This window comes from Streptomyces dengpaensis (assembly GCF_002946835.1).
Classification (GTDB): Bacteria; Actinomycetota; Actinomycetes; order Streptomycetales; family Streptomycetaceae; genus Streptomyces; species Streptomyces dengpaensis.
The window spans coordinates 6,520,731-6,538,335 of sequence record NZ_CP026652.1 but is presented as its reverse complement, the minus strand read 5'-3'; the positions used below and the strand labels follow the sequence as shown (position 1 = coordinate 6,538,335).

9 protein-coding genes are annotated in these 17,605 nt (G+C 71.1%); 6 read left to right on the top strand and 3 right to left on the bottom strand.

The features are described from left to right. The first annotated feature begins 6 nt into the window (after positions 1-6). The 4 genes from C4B68_RS30085 to C4B68_RS30070 all read left to right on the top strand — a co-directional run bounded on the left by C4B68_RS30085 (position 7) and on the right by C4B68_RS30070 (position 6,930). The gene (locus tag C4B68_RS30085; RefSeq protein WP_099501098.1) at positions 7-858 is read left to right on the top strand and encodes a chitosanase; all 852 of its coding nucleotides are present in this window, start codon (positions 7-9) and stop codon (positions 856-858) included. A gap of 79 nt (positions 859-937) precedes the next feature. Then, positions 938-6,148 (top strand): HD domain-containing protein, encoded by a 5,211-nt coding sequence (locus tag C4B68_RS30080; protein WP_167459193.1) that lies wholly within the window; start codon positions 938-940, stop codon positions 6,146-6,148. Beyond that, the gene (locus tag C4B68_RS30075; protein WP_099501095.1) at positions 6,145-6,474 is read left to right on the top strand and encodes a hypothetical protein; all 330 of its coding nucleotides are present in this window, start codon (positions 6,145-6,147) and stop codon (positions 6,472-6,474) included. Before C4B68_RS30080 ends, C4B68_RS30075 begins: the two co-directional genes overlap by 4 nt. A gap of 9 nt (positions 6,475-6,483) precedes the next feature. Further along, positions 6,484-6,930, top strand: a complete 447-nt coding sequence (locus C4B68_RS30070) for a hypothetical protein (protein WP_099501093.1) — start codon at positions 6,484-6,486, stop codon at positions 6,928-6,930. 102 nt (positions 6,931-7,032) lie between these two features. Here C4B68_RS30070 and C4B68_RS30065 read toward each other — a convergent pair whose 3' ends face one another. From C4B68_RS30065 to C4B68_RS30055, 3 genes are all read right to left on the bottom strand, one after another. Then, positions 7,033-8,493, bottom strand: a complete 1,461-nt coding sequence (locus C4B68_RS30065; protein ID WP_099501092.1) for a glutamate synthase subunit beta — start codon at positions 8,491-8,493, stop codon at positions 7,033-7,035. Then, positions 8,486-13,084 carry a glutamate synthase large subunit gene (gltB, locus tag C4B68_RS30060; protein WP_180289224.1) on the bottom strand — a complete coding sequence of 1,533 codons (4,599 nt, stop codon included), beginning with the start codon at positions 13,082-13,084 and terminating at the stop codon, positions 8,486-8,488. Before gltB ends, C4B68_RS30065 begins: the two co-directional genes overlap by 8 nt. 367 nt (positions 13,085-13,451) lie before the next feature. Continuing rightward, positions 13,452-14,183 carry a VIT1/CCC1 transporter family protein gene (locus C4B68_RS30055; RefSeq protein ID WP_099501089.1) on the bottom strand — a complete coding sequence of 244 codons (732 nt, stop codon included), beginning with the start codon at positions 14,181-14,183 and terminating at the stop codon, positions 13,452-13,454. Between the two features lie 474 nt (positions 14,184-14,657). Here C4B68_RS30055 and C4B68_RS30045 point away from each other — a divergent pair, with 474 nt between their 5' ends. Then, the gene (locus tag C4B68_RS30045) at positions 14,658-15,866 is read left to right on the top strand and encodes an ADP-ribosylglycohydrolase family protein (RefSeq protein ID WP_240634525.1); all 1,209 of its coding nucleotides are present in this window, start codon (positions 14,658-14,660) and stop codon (positions 15,864-15,866) included. Positions 15,867-16,357: 491 nt separating this feature from the next. Then, on the top strand, positions 16,358-17,605 hold the full coding sequence (locus C4B68_RS30040; RefSeq protein ID WP_373682211.1) for an ADP-ribosylglycohydrolase family protein: 1,248 nt from the start codon (positions 16,358-16,360) through the stop codon (positions 17,603-17,605).

Below are 17,605 nucleotides of genomic sequence, written 5' to 3'. Positions count from 1 at the left end.
GGGCCCATGAAGCGTGGTCGTCTCCTGCTGCTGTCGGCCGTCCCCCTGGTCGCGACGGCGGTCTTCTTCATCACCCCCGGGTCCTCGGAGGACCCGGGCCCGGCCGACGAGCGTCCACGGACGGGCCAGGACGCGGAGCGCCGGGACGGCGAGGGCCTCGCCGCCCCGGAGAAGAAGGAGCTGGCCCAGCAGATCGTGGCGAGCGCGGAGAACTCGACGCTGAACTGGCGCAGCGCGTACGCCTACATCGAGGACATCGGCGACGGCCAGGGATACACGGCGGGCATCATCGGCTTCTGCACCGGCACCCACGACCTGCTCACCGTGGTCGAGGCGTACACGGAGGACCACCCGGACAACGGGCTCGCCCGCTACCTGCCCGCCCTGCGCGAGGTCGACGGCACGGACTCCCATGAGGGTCTCGACCCGGGCTTCCCCACCGCGTGGCGCAAGGAGGCCTCGGTGCCGGCCTTCCGCAGGGCCCAGGACGCCGAGCGGGACCGCGTCTACTTCGACCCCGCGGTCCGCCGCGCCGGACTCGACGGCCTCGGCACGCTGGGCCAGTTCATCTACTACGACGCCATGGTCATGCACGGACCTGGCACAAGTGCGGACGGCTTCTACGGCCTGCGCACCCACGCCATGGCCCAGGCCGACACCCCCGCCGAGGGCGGCTCCGAGAAGGCCTACCTCGACATCTTCCTCGACGTCCGCCGAGAAGCCATGAAGTCCAAGGACGCCCACCGCGACACCACCCGCATCGACACGGCCCAGCGGCGGTTCCTGTACGACGGGAACCTGAACCTGGACACGCCGCTGGTGTGGAGCGTGTACGGGGAGACGTACAAGGTGCCGTAGGCCAGCACCAACTCCCCTTTGTCACCGGCTCTTTGCTGTCATGATGTGGGTCCGGTTCAGCTCGGAGGGGACGGTGCCGATGACGGGGGACAAGGCGGCCGGCGGCAGAAGGCGCGCACTGCTGATCGGCGTGCGGGAGACGCCGTATCTCGCGGAGCATCCCGAACTGGCCGTCCGCTACGGCAGCCTCGACTTCGTCGACCGCGACCTGTCGCTGGTCCGCACCGCCCTGGAGGAGTCGGACTACGAGGTCGAGGTCAAGTCCGACGACACCGGTCGCGGGCCCGTCATCGGGACCGTGTCGCGGTTCCTCGCCTCCTGCGAGCCGGGCGACACGGCTCTCCTGTACTTCTCCGGGCACGGCGAGACGGTGAACAACCGGGACCACCTGGTCCTCGCCGACAGCCAGGCCGACTGGCCGTCCGCGGACGGAAGTCCGGCCCTGGACACCAACACGCTGCTCAGGGCCGATCCGAGCGAACTGCTGCGTCGTCTCCCGCAGGGCGTCACCGCGGTCGTCTGTCTCGACATCTGCCGGACCAGCGGCCCGCAACGGCACGAGCGGGACGAGGCCGGTGGATGGCTCTCCGACCACGAGGCGTACTGGCTCTACAGCTGCGGTGCCGGCCAGCGCTCCTACGCGGACCCGGTGGCCGGAAGCTGGTTCGCGCAGGCCTTCGCCGAGGCGCTGTCCCGGGTGACTCCGCCGACCACCTTCCACGAGGTCGCCCGGTACACGGCCACGGAACTGATCCGCATCGCGGACGAGTACGCGCACGTCGAGCCGCCCACCGTCGCCAAGCAGCTCCCCTGGCCGTCCGGCGATGCCGAACACCGCGACCCGGTGGTGTGCGAGGGGTCGGAGCAGACCCTGGAGTGGACCCGGATCGTCCGGGAGTCGGAGCTGTGGCGGCACACGTCCGGCCAGGCTGCCGTGCACGAGCGGGTCAAGGAACGCCTGGTGGAGCTGGTGCGCTGGGTCGTGGAGAGCAGCGAGGGCACCGCCGCCCACCGGGACGACCCCTGGTCCGATCCGCGCTACCCGGCCCGGGTGGAGGAGCGGCTCTCCGCGCTGGTGGCCCGGGCGGAGCTGCAGCACGACGAGTCGCTCTCCCCCGCCGAGACCGCCTGTCTGCTGGCCGCCGCTGTGGTGCAGGAGGGCGTCGTGACCATCGCCCTGGACGAACTGCGCCGACTGCTGCCCGGCCGTCTCGATCCCGGCCCGCGTGGCGGGGACAGGCGGGCCGACGACCACAATGGGCTGGTCCGCGAGGCCGCTCGTGACGTCTGCCGCGCTCATCCGCAGGTGCTGCGGGCCACGGAGACCCTCCGCCGCCGCAACCTGAAGGAGGCCACCGCCGCCGCGGACCACTGGCTGCGGCACCGCTTCATCGCCGACTGGGACCGGCTGTGGGAGTGGGAGCCGCCCGGCGGCTATCCGGCGGTCGACGAGCTGATCGACCTCGTCGTGAAGGCGATCGAGGCGGCGGCCGACAGTCCCGCCGCGGGACCGCGCAGCGACGAGGAGCGACGGGAGGTCGACCGGCAGGTCCGTCAGGTTCTCGGTCACCTCACGGTCAAGCCGGACCGCGGCCCGCGGATCAGCGACACGGCCCACGGCGAGGAATGGATCGACACCAAGCCGGTGCGCGGCAATCAGTGGCGTGGGCACCAGATCGCCCGTCTGCTGTGGACGGCGGGTCTGCTCGCCGCCGATCCTCGCAGACTCTCCAGCGTGCTGGTCGACCACCTCGGCGCGCACGAACCCATCGTGGCCAGGCAGATCGGCGCGGCGCTCGGCGGATTCGACTACGAGATCACGGAGGGACCCTCCGCCGACTCCTACGGACTCGCCGTGCGCTTCAACTGCCCGCACCCCGCACTGCACGCGGCGCTCGAGGAGCTGACGCTCGCGGCCGATGCCACGGTGCGTGCGTTCGGCGCGGATGCCAGGGCCCAGCCGCTGCTGCGGGGTCTGCCCAGCCGGGTCACGGCCGATGAGCTAAGGCCCCTGCCCGGCCGGTACAAGGAGCCGCTGGAGCGCTTCCGCCTCGCCGAGGACGAGATCCGTCCGCTCCTCATGGGCACCCAACTGTACGGCGACCGGATGCTGGCGGTCCGCGAGCTGTATCAGAACGCCCTGGACGCCTGCCGCTACCGGGACGTGCGCCGCCGGTACGGCCGACTCCGCACCACCTGGGACGGCACGATCACCCTGACCCAGGGCTGGCACGAGGGGCGGCCGTACATCGAGTGCCTCGACAACGGCTCCGGCATGACCCGCGCCAAGCTCACCTCGATGTTCGCGCGCGCAGGCAAGCGCTACGAGCAGGACCCCGAGTTCGTCCAGGAACGGCGCAACTGGCGCCGCGAGGGCATCAGCGTGCCGGCCATGAACTCTCGTTTCGGGATCGGGGTGTTCAGCTACTTCATGCTCGCCGACGAGGTCGTCGTGTGGACCCGAGCGGTGGACCGGTTCGGCCGGGTGAGCGCGGAGCCCGCGCTGCGGGCCGACATCCAGTCGGGTTCCGGGATGCTGCAGATCGGTGGCTCGCACGACGCCGAGGTGCCCGAGGACGGCGGCACCAGGGTCCGGCTGTATCTGGCCGAGTCGCGGGAGGGCGAGAAGCATCCGTCGCTGGTGGAGACGCTACGGGAACTGTTGTGGGTGACGGAGCACCGGGTGACGGCCGCGGAGCTCAGCGAGGCCGGGGAGTTGGCCGGGGAACTCGCGTGGCCGCCGGGGCGGCTGGAGGGGCGGGACGGCTGGCGGGGCGACCCCCTGCCAGTCGGCGTGGACGGCGACCTGTGGCTGGTCCAGGGGCCGGGGCAACTCCTCCTGGACGGCGTGCGCATGCCCGAAGCCCCGACTGTGTTCGGGCGCGTGATCAATCTGCGGGAGCGGCACAGTCCCGCGCCCAGCGTGGACCGTAACAAACTTCTGTCGTACGACGAGGAGTTGGTCACTCAAGAGTTCCTGGACGGGGTGGCGGAGGCCGTCGCCGACTGCACGGAGGTGTCCCTCCCGTGGCTGTGGCAGCTCACCCGAGCGGCTCCCTCGGTGGCCGTGGCCGTACTGGATGCTCTGCCCCCTCAGGTCACCGCGACGCTGGAGTCGACCACGGGCAGGCGCTTGGGCGTGGGGCAGGTGCGGCTGGACCAGGCCGGATGCCTTCCCTATGACAGCGCTTGGCTGAACGGTTACTGGGCACCGCCGGAGCTCGACGAGAAGCGGCCGGAAGAGAGCAAGCTGTTCCACGACTGGCAGGCCACCCGGCTGGGCCTGCGCCAGGCCAAGGACCGCTTCGCTCCCGAGAGTTATCCCCGGCCCATCGGTCTCGACTCGTTGATCTTCATGAAGGGCACCCCGAATGCGTTGGCCACCGTGCTTCAGGCCGCCGCCTATGCGCAGACCTCGGTCCGTGGGGCTCTGCGCGCACTGCGCCGCTACGCGGTCACCGGGCTTGCGGTCCCGTCGGTCGAAGACCTGGAGTCCTTGAACGAGCTGACGGTCTCCCAGGCCGAAGCAGACCTGTACTCCGCCTACACCAGCCTCAGCGACCATGTCCGGGCGCTGCAGGACACCGCGCCGCACCGGTTCCTCATGCGTGACCACGAACTGCGCAGGAGGCGGCCGGCGGCCGAGCACGCACCCCTCCTCGTCATATCCGCCCTGCACGGACTCGCCCTGGGCGAGGTCACCGAACTGCTCGACAGCCTGCACCGATTGGATCCCTCCCTGCCGGTCCCTCCGCCGCTCGATCCCGGACTTGCCGAGAAGTGCCTGACCATGTCCGAGGTGATGGCGCTCGCCGTCAAGGGCACCTCTTTCCGAACCCCCTGGTCCGACGAAGTGCAGTGGCTGGCGGGCACCGTGGGCCAAGCCGATCTGCTCAGCAGGACCGCGCGGCCGTTCACACCTGACCGGCTGGCACGACTCATCGAGTCGCTGCACGCGTTCGGTCTCAGCCTCGACAGCCCACCCACAGAAGCGGCGTGCCGCCTCGGCGCACTGCCCCCTGATCAGCAACTGTTGCTCGCCGAGGACCTGGACCGTTCAGCACCGTGGAACGAGGGGGATGTCCCTCTCTATCACCTGCTGAGAGCCTCACACCTCCTCAAGGTGCCCCTGGGTGCGGTGGCCGAGCGCATCAATGCGGGCACGGAGATCACAGGTGCACGGGCTCCCGCCATTCCCGAGCAGGCCGCCGACTGGCAGGTGCCGGAGTGGGTCGCCGACACGGTACAGGACCTCACGGTGGGGTCGACGGGCGTTCCCCTGCGGCCGTGGCAGCTGACCGGCGGGTTCATCAGTCAGGGAGGCGAGATCGGCGACCTCCGGGAGAGCCTCACCATGCTCGACCACTGCCGTCTGATCGACTGGGGCGAGGCCGGCATCGAGTCGCTGGAGCGTCAGGCCACAAGCCCGCCACACCGGCTGCTCATCCCGGACCCCGACAGTTCCAGGTTGTCCACCAGCCCATACCTCAGCTTCAGCGGCGACCTCGACGAGGAAGGCGCCTCGGCCGCCTATCTCGCGGCCCTCGCGGCCGACGAGGGAAGGGACCTCGGGTCGGTCGCCGACGAACTGAAGGAGCTCGCCACGCCCCTTCCGCTGCAGATCGCACACATTCCCCCCGTGGCCCGCGCCCTGCGTCCGACCGCGGAGGACATCCGGACGCTCTGTGTGGACACCTCGGTGCTCACCATCGTGCGGTTCCGCTCCGAGCTCACGATCGGTGACGTGCTCGCCCACGCCGCGCGCTGCCACATCCCGCTGGCCGAGTCCGTCGCCCGCCTCGCCGGTTTCACCGCGCTGGGTGCGCCACGGCTCCCTGGCGATTTCACCGGCCCCGACGCCGACCGGCTCGCCGCTTTCGAGCCGGACCGTTTCGACCACGCCGCCTTCGACCGTGGCCTGCTCGGACCGGGCGCGCTCGGCCCCCTCGAACTCGTTCTGGTGGCAGGCCGTTTCGGCTGGCCGCTCGGCCGGACGTACGAGCGCTACGCGCCGTTCCGCTGCCTCGGGCTGAGCGTCACCGTGCGGGAGCCGGACGCCGAGGAGACGAAGCTGCAACCCCACTGGGAGGACGTCATCCTGCTCACCGCGCAGCTGACCGGTCGCGCGCCCGTGCTGTCCGGAGAGGTGACGGAGGACCACATCGCCCTCTGCGCCGAGGAGACGGGGCTCGACGAGGACAAGGTCCGCGAGCGGCTCGGCCGCTACGCCGCCCTCTTCGATCTCACCGTTTCCGGAACGAACGACGAGAGGAAGGACGAGCCCTCATGAGCCCCGTCACGGAGTACCGGCGCGAGCGCCATTCCGGCATCGTCACCTTCACCTGGGCGGCCGTGGACAACGAGGGCGACAGGGAACTCGTCGCCAGCGGGGACTGCCCGGTGTGCCACTGCCCGATGAAGCGCTCCTTCGGCCCCGTCCAGCCCCTGATATCCAAGGGCGGCTTCCTCGGCCGCCGTCAGGACCCCGGGCCCGAGCCCTGGACGACCTCCTGCCGGTGCGAGAGCTACCACCAGCCACGGCCGGCGAACGCACGGGGCTGTGGGGCCCTGCTGACGCTCGCGCCGCCGCCGGCCGGCCTGACCGGCGGGAGCTGACCGAACGACATGACCTTCACCGACGAGCAGTTGCGCGAGGCGGAAGCCAGAGCGGACGCCCTGGGCGACCCGCACCAGCAGTTGCGGCTCGCACTCCAGCAGGCGGAGGGCTACCGCACGTACCTCTCCTCACTGACCGGGTTGCTGACCGCCGTCTTCGTCCTCAAGGGGCAGGAAAACCTGAGCAAGCTCCCGCACGGACCGCGCTGGGCGGTGATCTCCTTGCTCATTCTGGGCTTCCTCGCCCTGATCTCCGCATCCTGGTGCAGCGTCCTCGCCGTGCACGGCCGACCGGGCGAGCAGGTCTACGCGGAACCCACGCGGCTGCTGCGCTACGAGAAGCAGCGAACCCGGCGGATCTGGCGCCTGGTCGAGGCCGCCCGCTGGCTCGCCCTCCTCGGCGTGCTGGCCGTGGCCGCCGCCGTCATCGTCACCTGGGTTGCCCCCGGCAAGTAGCGCACGTGCGACAGCGCCTGCCCAGTCGTCCGGTCGGGGACTGGCGGGCAGGCGCCGTCTGTGTTCCGTACGCCGTTGTACGGGACGTCTCTTGAGGTGTGCTCAGACCATCAGCGAGCGGTCCGTCGGGCGGATCGGGGCCGGCAGGTCGCTCGCGCCGGTCAGGAAGCGGTCGACTCCGCGGGCGGCCGAGCGGCCCTCCGCGATGGCCCAGACGATGAGCGACTGGCCGCGGCCGGCGTCACCCGCAACGTACACGCCGGGGACGTTCGTCGCGAAGTCGGCGTCGCGGGCGATGTTGCCGCGGGCGTCGAGCTCCAGGCCGAACTGGGAGACGAGGCCGTTCTCGACGTCCGTCCCCGTGAAGCCCATGGCCAGCGTGACCAGCTGGGCGGGGATCTTGCGCTCCGTGCCCGGCTTCTGGTTCAGCTTGCCGTCGGTGAACTCGACCTCGACGAGGTGCAGCCACTGGACGTTGCCGTCCTCGTCGCCCTCGAAGTGGGTGGTCGACACGGAGTAGACCCGCTCGCCCCCCTCCTCGTGCGCGGAGGTGACCTTGTACAGCATCGGGAACGTCGGCCAGGGCTGGCCCGGGTTCCGCTCCTCGCCCGGGCGCGGCATGATCTCCAGCTGCGTCACGGAGGCCGCGCCCTGGCGGTGGGCGGTGCCCACGCAGTCCGCGCCCGTGTCGCCGCCGCCGATCACCACGACGTGCTTGCCCTCGGCGGTGATGGGGGGCGCCACGAAGTCGCCCTCCTGCACCTTGTTGGACAGCGGCAGGTACTCCATCGCCTGGTAGATGCCGGCCAGCTCGCGGCCGGGGACCGGCAGGTCGCGGGCGGTGGTCGCGCCCGCGGCGACGACCACGGCGTCGTACCGCTTGCGCAGGTTGGCCGCGTCGATGTCGCGGCCGACCTCCACGCCCGTACGGAACTTGGTGCCCTCCGCGCGCATCTGCTCGATACGGCGGTTGATGTGCCGCTTCTCCATCTTGAACTCGGGGATGCCGTAGCGGAGCAGGCCGCCGACGCGGTCGGCGCGCTCGTATACGGCGACGGTGTGGCCCGCCCGCGTGAGCTGCTGGGCGGCGGCCAGGCCCGCCGGACCCGAGCCGATGACCGCGACCGTCTTGCCGGAGAGGCGCTCCGGGGCCTGGGGCGCGACATCGCCGCTGTCCCAGGCCTTGTCGATGATCGCGACCTCGACGTTCTTGATGGTCACGGCGGACTGGTTGATGCCGAGCACACACGCCGACTCACACGGAGCGGGGCACAGGCGGCCCGTGAACTCCGGGAAGTTGTTCGTGGCGTGCAGGCGCTCGGAGGCGGCCTGCCAGTCCTCGCGGTAGGCGTAGTCGTTCCACTCGGGGATCAGGTTCCCCAGCGGACAGCCGTTGTGGCAGAACGGGATGCCACAGTCCATACAGCGGCTGGCCTGCTTGGAGATGATCGGGAGGAGCGAGCCCGGAACGTAGACCTCGTTCCAGTCCTTGACGCGCTCGCCCACCGGGCGGGACGTGGCGACCTCACGGCCGTGGTGGAGAAAGCCCTTGGGGTCAGCCATTGGTCGCCGCCTCCATCATCTTCTCGGTGATCTCGGACTCGGGGAGTCCGGCTCGCTCGGCGGCGTCCTTGGCGGCGAGCACTGCCTTGTACGTGCAGGGGATGATCTTGCTGAAGCGGTCCACGGACACGGACCACTCGGCGAGGAGCTTCTCGGCGACCGTGGAACCGGTCTCCTCGGCGTGCCGGCGCACCACGTCGTGCAGCCACTGCTTGTCGGTGTCGTCGAGCTCCTCGACGGCGCTGACGTTGCCGGCGTTCACGTTGTCACGGTTCAGGTCGATGACGTACGCGATGCCGCCGGACATACCGGCCGCGAAGTTGCGGCCCGTCTCGCCGAGGACCACCGCGTGACCGCCGGTCATGTACTCGCAGCCGTGGTCGCCCACGCCCTCGGAGACGACCGTCGCACCGGAGTTGCGGACACAGAAACGTTCCCCTGTCCTGCCACGCAGGAACAGTTCGCCGCCCGTCGCGCCGTACGCGATGGTGTTGCCCGCGATCGTCGAGTACTCGGCGAGGTGGTCGGCGCCCCGGTCGGGACGGACGATCACCCGGCCGCCGGAGAGGCCCTTGCCGACGTAGTCGTTGGCGTCGCCCTCCAGGCGCAGCGTGACACCGCGCGGGAGGAAGGCGCCGAAGGACTGGCCGGCGGAACCCGTGAAGGTGATGTCGATGGTGTCGTCGGGCAGACCCGCGCCGCCGAACTTCTTCGTCACCTCGTGGCCGAGCATGGTGCCGACCGTGCGGTTGATGTTGCGGATCGCGACCTGGGCGCGGACCGGCTGGGCGTCGGTCGCGGAGTCCGCGGCCAGCGCGTCGGCGGCGAGCTTGATCAGCTCGTTGTCGAGCGCCTTCTCCAGGCCGTGGTCCTGCCCGACGGCCTGGTGGCGTACGGCGCCCTCGGGCAGCTCGGGCACGTGGAAGAGCGGGGACAGGTCCAGGCCCTGCGCCTTCCAGTGGTCGACGGCCCGGTGCACGTCGAGGTTCTCGGCGTGGCCGACGGCCTCCTCGATCGAGCGGAAGCCCAGCTCGGCGAGGATCTCGCGGACCTCTTCGGCGATGAACCGGAAGAAGTTCACGACGTGCTCGGCCTTGCCGGCGAACCGGTCGCGCAGCACCGGGTTCTGCGTGGCGATACCGACCGGGCAGGTGTCCAGGTGGCAGACACGCATCATGATGCAGCCGGAGACGACGAGCGGCGCGGTCGCGAAGCCGAACTCCTCGGCGCCGAGCAGCGCGGCGATGACGACGTCACGGCCGGTCTTGAGCTGGCCGTCGGTCTGGACGACGATGCGGTCGCGCAGGCCGTTGAGCAGCAGGGTCTGCTGGGTCTCGGCGAGGCCCAGCTCCCAGGGGCCGCCCGCGTGCTTCAGCGACGTCAGCGGGGAGGCACCCGTACCACCGTCGTGACCCGAGATGAGTACGACGTCCGCGTGCGCCTTGGACACACCCGCGGCCACCGTGCCGACCCCGACCTCGGAGACCAGCTTCACGTGAATCCGCGCCTGCGGGTTCGCGTTCTTGAGGTCGTGGATCAGCTGAGCCAGGTCCTCGATGGAGTAGATGTCGTGGTGCGGCGGCGGGGAGATGAGGCCCACGCCCGGGGTGCTGTGCCGGGTCTTGGCGACCCAGGGGTACACCTTGTGGCCGGGCAGCTGGCCGCCCTCGCCGGGCTTGGCGCCCTGCGCCATCTTGATCTGGATGTCGTCGGCGTTGACGAGGTATTCGCTGGTCACACCGAAGCGGCCGGAGGCGACCTGCTTGATCGACGAACGGCGCGCCGGGTCGTACAGACGCTCAGGGTCCTCGCCGCCCTCACCGGTGTTGGACTTGCCGCCCATCTGGTTCATGGCGATGGCGAGGGTCTCGTGCGCCTCCTTGGAGATGGAACCGTACGACATGGCGCCGGTGGAGAACCGCTTGACGATCTCGGAGACGGGCTCGACCTCGTCGATGGAGATCGGCTCGCGGTCGGACGTGAAGCCGAACAGGCCGCGCAGCGTCATGAGGCGCTCGGACTGCTCGTTCACCCGGTCCGTGTACTTCTTGAAGATGTCGTAGCGGCCGGTGCGCGTCGAGTGCTGGAGGCGGAAGACCGTCTCCGGGTCGAACAGGTGCGGCTCGCCCTCGCGGCGCCACTGGTACTCGCCGCCGATCTCCAGCGCGCGGTGCGCGGGCGCGATGCCGGAGGCCGGGTAGGCCTTGGCGTGCCGGGCGGCGACCTCCTGGGCGATGACGTCGAGACCGGCGCCGCCGATCTTCGTCGCCGTGCCGTTGAAGTACTTCTCGACGAAGGCCTCGTCGAGACCGACGGCCTCGAAGACCTGGGCGCCGCGGTAGGAGGCGACGGTCGAGATGCCCATCTTGGACATGACCTTGAGGACGCCCTTGCCGAGCGCGTAGATCAGGTTGCGGATGGCCTGCTCGGGCTCGATGCCCTGCAGGAAGGTGCCCGCGCGGACCAGGTCCTCGACGGACTCCATCGCCAGGTACGGGTTGACCGCCGCGGCGCCGAAGCCGATGAGGAGGGCCACGTGGTGGACCTCGCGGACGTCGCCCGCCTCGACCAGCAGGCCCACCTGGGTGCGCTGCTTGGTGCGGATGAGGTGGTGGTGGACGGCCGAGGTGAGCAGCAGCGACGGGATCGGCGCGTGCTCGGCGTCCGAGTGGCGGTCCGACAGGACGATCAGGCGGGCGCCGTTGCCGATGGCGGCGTCGGCCTCGGCGCAGATCTCCTCGATGCGCGCGGCGAGGGAGTCGCCGCCGCCGGAGACCCGGTACAGGCCGGACAGCGTCGCGGCCTTCATGCCGGGCATGTCGCCGTCGGCGTTGATGTGGATGAGCTTGGCCAGCTCGTCGTTGTCGATCACCGGGAAGGGCAGGGTGACCGAACGGCACGAAGCGGCCGTCGGCTCGAGGAGGTTGCCCTGCGGGCCGAGGGACGAGCGCAGCGAGGTGACGAGCTCCTCGCGGATGGCGTCCAGCGGCGGGTTGGTGACCTGCGCGAACAGCTGGGTGAAGTAGTCGAAGAGCAGCCGCGGGCGCGAGGACAGCGCGGCGATCGGCGAGTCCGTACCCATCGAGCCGATCGGCTCGGCGGCGGCCTTGGCCATGGGCGCGAGGATGACGCGTAGCTCTTCCTCGGTGTAGCCGAAGGTCTGCTGGCGACGGGTGACCGAGGCGTGGGTGTGCACGATGTGCTCGCGCTCGGGCAGGTCGGAGAGCTCGATCTCGCCGGCCTCCAGCCACTCCGGGTAGGGCTGCTCGGCGGCGAGGGACGCCTTGATCTCGTCGTCCTCGATGATGCGGTGCTCGGCGGTGTCGACGAGGAACATCTTGCCGGGCTGCAGGCGGCCCTTGCGGACGACCTTCGCGGGGTCGATGTCGAGGACGCCGACCTCGGAGCCGAGGACGACGAGGCCCTCGTCGGTGACCCAGTAGCGGCCGGGGCGCAGGCCGTTGCGGTCGAGGACCGCGCCGACCTGGGTGCCGTCGGTGAAGGTGACACAGGCGGGGCCGTCCCAGGGCTCCATCATCGTGGCGTGGAACTGGTAGAAGGCGCGCCGGGCCGGGTCCATGGAGTCGTGGTTCTCCCACGCCTCCGGGATCATCATCAGCACGGAGTGCGGCAGCGAACGGCCGCCCAGGTGCAGGAGTTCGAGGACCTCGTCGAAGGAGGCGGAGTCGGAGGCGCCCGGCGTACAGACCGGGAACATGCGCTCGAGGTCCTTGTCCGAGGAGCCGAACAGGTCGGAGACCAGCTGCGACTCACGTGCCCGCATCCAGTTGCGGTTGCCCTTGACCGTGTTGATCTCGCCGTTGTGCGCGACGAAGCGGTACGGGTGGGCGAGCGGCCAGCTCGGGAAGGTGTTCGTGGAGAACCGGGAGTGCACGAGCGCGATCGCGGAGGCGAAGCGGCGGTCGGACAGGTCCGGGAAGAAGGGCTCCAGCTGACCGGTGGTCAGCATGCCCTTGTAGACGATGGTGCGCGCGGAGAGCGACGGGAAGTAGACGCCGGCCTCGCGCTCGGCGCGCTTGCGCAGCACGAACGCCTTGCGGTCGAGCGCGATGCCCTCGCTGACGCCGTCGGCCACGAAGATCTGGCGGAAGACGGGCATCGTGGAGCGGGCGGTGGCGCCGAGCAGCTCGGGGGCGACCGGGACTTCGCGCCAGCCGAGGACGGTGAGGTCCTCGTCGGCAGCGATCGTCTCGATGTGTGAGACGGCGTCCGCGGTGCCGTCCCCCGGCAGGAAGGCGATACCGACGGCGTACGCACCGGCCTGCGGCAGGTCGAATGCGGCCACCTCGCGGAAGAAGGCGTCCGGGACCTGGGACAGGATGCCCGCGCCATCACCCGAGTCGGGCTCGGAGCCGGTCGCACCGCGGTGCTCCAGGTTGCGCAGAACGGTGAGCGCCTGCTCGACCAGCGCGTGGCTCGCCTCGCCGGTGAGGGTGGCCACGAAACCGACGCCGCAGGCGTCGTGCTCGTTACGGGGGTCGTACATACCCTGCGCAGCAGGGCGAGCATCCATGAAGGACCAGTTCTGGCCGTTCGTGGAGTGCTGGGACGGCTGGCGCGGTGTACGCATCGGCTCTCCCGTCGTCGTCAAGTGGCATATGCGAGTGCCGAGGGACGACGTTGGCCCTCTGCTGGAGTGCAAAATTTCGTGCAGGTTACATGATGGGACCGTTCTCGGAAACCGGATACGGCGTTCCAGCATGCGGACACCGCAGGTGTCGCAGCGGGGGTACGCGCACGGCGGTGGAGTTAGGGGACCGAAGCGGACAGATCGGTGACCGTCGGCCCGGATCGCGGCAGGCTTCGTCGTCCGTCGCGAGGTGGTGCGGAGCAGGCGTCATTGCCAGCGGCGCTTACGGCTCATGCCCGGTGGTTAAGGAATCGAAACCGCCGAGTAACAGCTACTTATGCAGTCCCTTGCATAGGTGCTCAGCGCATCATCCTACGGCCGTACCGAACAAGCTGCCCAGGACGTACGTCACACCCGCCGCGGCACCCCCGAGAGCGAGCTGTCGCAGCCCGCTGAACCACCAGGACCGCGCGGTCACCTTGGCCACGATCGCGCCGCACCCGAAGAGCCCCAGGAGCGCGAGCACCACCGCGGGCCACAGTGTGGTCGCGCCAAGGAGATACGGCAGCACGGGGAGCAGGGCGCCGAGCGCGAAGGAGCCGAAGCTGGAGACGGCGGCGACGGTCGGGGAGGGCAGGTCTCCCGGGTCTATGCCGAGCTCTTCGCGCGCATGGATCTCCAGGGCCTGCTCGGGGTCGCGCGAGAGCTGCTCGGCGACCGCGCTCGCCAGCTCGGGGTCGACACCGCGGGCTTCGTAGAGCGCGGCGAGCTCGCGCTCCTCGTCGCCCGGGTGCTTGCGCAACTCCCTCCTTTCCACCTCGAGTTCCGCCTCGACGAGTTCGCGCTGCGAGGCGACGGAGGTGTACTCACCCGCCGCCATGGAGAAGGCGCCGGCGGCGAGACCGGCGAGCCCGGCGATGACGATGGTCTGGTGCGACACGGATCCACCCGCGACACCGGTCATGAGGGCGAGGTTGGACACGAGCCCGTCCATCGCCCCGAACACCGCCGGGCGCAGCCAACCGCCGTTCACATCCCGGTGGGTGTGGTTGTCGCGGTGCGCCACGTGCAGTGCCGCTTCGGTCTCGATGATGGCCATACCTGTCCCCCAGGGCACTTGGTTGGACTGCTTCCACTTTTCGACAACCACAAAAGTACGCCGATCATTTCCCGCCCGCCAGCAAGGAAAGGCTGCGCTAACCTGCGCTTTTACCGGGTATCGCTCATTCGAGATGATCAACGCACAGATGTCGACCGGGTGATACGAGGGCCGCTGAGGCTCTTGTCAACCGCCAATGTGGGAGGGATCCGCAAAGGGTTCCGCGCGCCTAGGTCCTGTCGTCAAACTCCCGTCGTTCGCCCGGAGGGCGGGCCCGCGGCGTCAGGTGCGTACTCTCGGCGTGCCGGGCCCCGGCCCTCGTACTGGATGTACATGGGCCTGGGCCCGGTGCGGCGAGTGGGGGCACCTCCCACGCCCTTAAGGCAGTGGGGGATGGCGTCGCGGGGCAGACGAGAGTTTGACGACAGGGCCTAGGTCCGGGCACTGACAGGGGCCCTGAGAGGAGAGGCACGTATGGCTTCCATCGCCTGCATTCCCTCGGTCCCGGCGCCCGGGGACGCCGCCGGTCTCCGCGAACGGGCGCGCGGCGCGCTGCTCGGACTCGCCGTCGGGGACGCGCTGGGCGCGCCCGCCGAGAACATGAAGCCGTCGGAGATCCGTGCGAAGTGGGGCCGGATCACGGGGTTCGTCGTCGAGCATCCGGCCGGGACGGACGACACCGAGTACGCGATCTTCTCCGGGCTGCTGCTGGCCCGGCACGGCTCGGCGCTCACCGTGGCGCATGTCGAATCCGCCTGGCACCAGTGGATCGCGGACCGGGACGAGGGCTCGTTCCGGGGCGCGGGCTTCAGCGAGCGCGGCACGCTGGAGAACCTCCGCCGCGGCCTGGCGGCCCCGATCTCGGCGCAGCACCGACACGCCTGGAGCGACGGCCTGGCCATGCGCGCGGCCCCCTTCGGCGTGTTCGCCGCCGGCCGCCCCGCCGAAGCCGCCCGGCTCGTGGCGATCGACGGCTCGGTGAGCCACGACGGGGAGGGCATCTACGGCGGCCAGGCGGTGGCGGCGGGGGTCGCGGCGGCGATGGCGGGCGCCCCCACCATCGCGGTGGTCGCCTCCGCGCTCGCGGTGATCCCGGACGACTCCTGGACGGCCCGCTCACTGCGCCGGGCGGTCGCGGTGGCCCACCGGGGCGAGCGGGCGGTCCGCTCGGCGGTCGTCATCGGCGGCTACCCCTGGACGGACCTCGCCCCGGAGGCCGTCGCCCTCGCCTTCGGCGCGTACGCGGCCGCCGACGGCGACTTCACCGAGTCCGTCCTCACCGCCGTGAACATGGGCCGCGACGCGGACACGACCGCCGCGGTCGCGGGCGCCCTCGCCGGAGCGACACACGGCGCCTCCTCGATCCCGCCCACCTGGTCAGCGGCCATCGGCCCGGCACGCGGCAGCTGCCTGCCCTCGATGGAGGGCCACCACGTACTGGACGTGGCGGAACTGCTGACCCCGGGCGACGACGGCAAGTGGGCGGCCGGCGGACTCGCACGAGATGCCCACCCGGGTGGGGGCGCGGGCGGTCTCGTACGAGATCCGGCGGGCAAGTGGGCGCCCCCGACCCCGGACACGCCCGCACTGCCCTACGCCCCGCTTCCCGCCCCGGATACGAACGCCCTCCCCTACGCGGACGCCTACGTGTACTCCGCCGACGACGAGGAGGTCCGCCCGTGAGGCCCGGCTTGGCCGGGGAGGAACCCGCCGAGGGGGCCGGCGCGGGGGTGGCGTCTACGGCGGAGCCGGACGCGGGGGCGACCTCCACGACGGAGCCCGACACGGAGATGACCTCCACGACGGAGCCCGACACGGGGACGACCTCCACAACAGAGCCGGACGCGGGGGCGACCTCCACGACGGGACCCGGCACGGAGATGACCTCCACGACGGAGCCCGACACGGGGACGACCTCCACAACAGAGCCGGACGCGGGGGCGACCTCCACGACGGGACCCGGCACGGAGATGACCTCCACGACGGAGCCCGACACGGGGACGACCTCCACAACAGAGCCGGACGCGGGGGCGACCTCCACGACGGGACCCGGCACGGCGACGCCGTCCACGGCGGAGCCCGACACGGGGGCGACCGGCGCCGCTGCGCCCGGCTCGGAGGAACCCGGCACGGCGGAGCCCACCGTGGAGGACCTCCTCAGGAAGATGCCCGGGATGGAGGAACGCCTCGCGAGGGCGCTCGGCACGGCGGCACCCTGCCCAGCGGAGCCCGACATCGCCGCGCCCCCCACCCCCGCGACCCCGAGCGCGGCGTCGCTCCCGGAGGTGGCGGCGCCCGCGCGGGCGCGCGCCCGGCGTATCGAGGGGCTGCTTCTCGGGCTCGCCGCGGGTGACGCCGCCGGGTGGCCTGCCGCGAGGCATCGGGCCGCGCGTATGCCTGAGTGGACGCGGCGGCTGACGCGGGAGCTGGACACGTTCGCGGAGCAGAACGCGACGACGACGTTGCCGGTGCCGATCGCGTTGAATCAGCCGCCGGAACCGCTCAAGCTGGGGCCGTCGGACGACGCGGAGTGGGCGGCGTTCGCGGCCGAGGCCGTGCTGCGGGCCGGCGAGAGCGCCGCCCTCGGGGACCTGAGCCGGGACCGGCGGATGCGGGCGTCCATCGACCTGTCGTGGAACGCCATCGCCAGCGAGGTCGCCGCGGCGGCCGAACTCGCCCCCGAGGTCGAGTCCGCGCTCCTCCCGCTGCGCGCCCGCATCTCCGTACGGGCAGGGCTCGGCAACCTCGCCACCGGCCTGCGCCCACCCGCCACCGGCCACGACAACCCGCACTACTTCGACGACGCGGCCTGCGTACGGGCCTGCGTACTCGCCGTGGCCCACCCGGGCGACCCCCGGCCGGCCGCGGAACTCGCCGAGTTCGACGCCCGCTACACCCAGGACGGCGATGGCGTGCACGGCGCCCGCGCCATGGCCGCCGCCGTGGCGCTCGCCCTCGCCGGGGCCGACGTCGACGCCTGCGCGGACGCCGCGCTCGCCGAACTCCCCGAGTCGACCGAGATCGGCCGCAACGCCCGGCACGCGCTGAGGCTAGCCCGCGACAGCGGGAGCACCTTCGCCCTCGTCCCGCTCCTCGAGCATCAGATCGTCGACCACGTCTACAGCTACGGCATCGCGGCAGCGGAAACCGTCCCGGTCGCCCTCGCCCTCGCCACCGCCGCCCGCGGCCGGATCGCCGAGGCGGTGCCCGCCGCCGCGTGTCTGTCCCGGGTCGCCGACTCGGCCCCGGCCCTCGCGGGCGCGCTCACCGGCGCCCTCGGCGGCGGCGACGCCATCCCCGCAGCCTGGCGCGACGCCTGCCGCACCCTCTCCGGCTGCGCGCTGCCCCGTCTGACCGGGACGGACCTCATCGGACTCGCCGATCTGCTGGAAGCTACAGACCTGGCCGCCCCAGAGGGATGA

Excerpts from the sequence above, each read along its gene's own strand:
- C4B68_RS30085 (WP_099501098.1), top strand. The coding sequence starts at position 7 with ATGAAGCGTGGTCGTCTCCTGCTGCTGTCGGCCGTCCCCCTGGTCGCG.
- C4B68_RS30080 (WP_167459193.1), top strand. The coding sequence starts at position 938 with ATGACGGGGGACAAGGCGGCCGGCGGCAGAAGGCGCGCACTGCTGATC.
- C4B68_RS30075 (WP_099501095.1), top strand. The coding sequence starts at position 6,145 with ATGAGCCCCGTCACGGAGTACCGGCGCGAGCGCCATTCCGGCATCGTC.
- C4B68_RS30070 (WP_099501093.1), top strand. The coding sequence starts at position 6,484 with ATGACCTTCACCGACGAGCAGTTGCGCGAGGCGGAAGCCAGAGCGGAC.
- C4B68_RS30065 (WP_099501092.1), bottom strand. The coding sequence starts at position 8,493 with ATGGCTGACCCCAAGGGCTTTCTCCACCACGGCCGTGAGGTCGCCACG.
- gltB (WP_180289224.1), bottom strand. The coding sequence starts at position 13,084 with ATGCGTACACCGCGCCAGCCGTCCCAGCACTCCACGAACGGCCAGAAC.
- C4B68_RS30055 (WP_099501089.1), bottom strand. The coding sequence starts at position 14,183 with ATGGCCATCATCGAGACCGAAGCGGCACTGCACGTGGCGCACCGCGAC.
- C4B68_RS30045 (WP_240634525.1), top strand. The coding sequence starts at position 14,658 with ATGGCTTCCATCGCCTGCATTCCCTCGGTCCCGGCGCCCGGGGACGCC.
- C4B68_RS30040 (WP_373682211.1), top strand. The coding sequence starts at position 16,358 with ATGGAGGAACGCCTCGCGAGGGCGCTCGGCACGGCGGCACCCTGCCCA.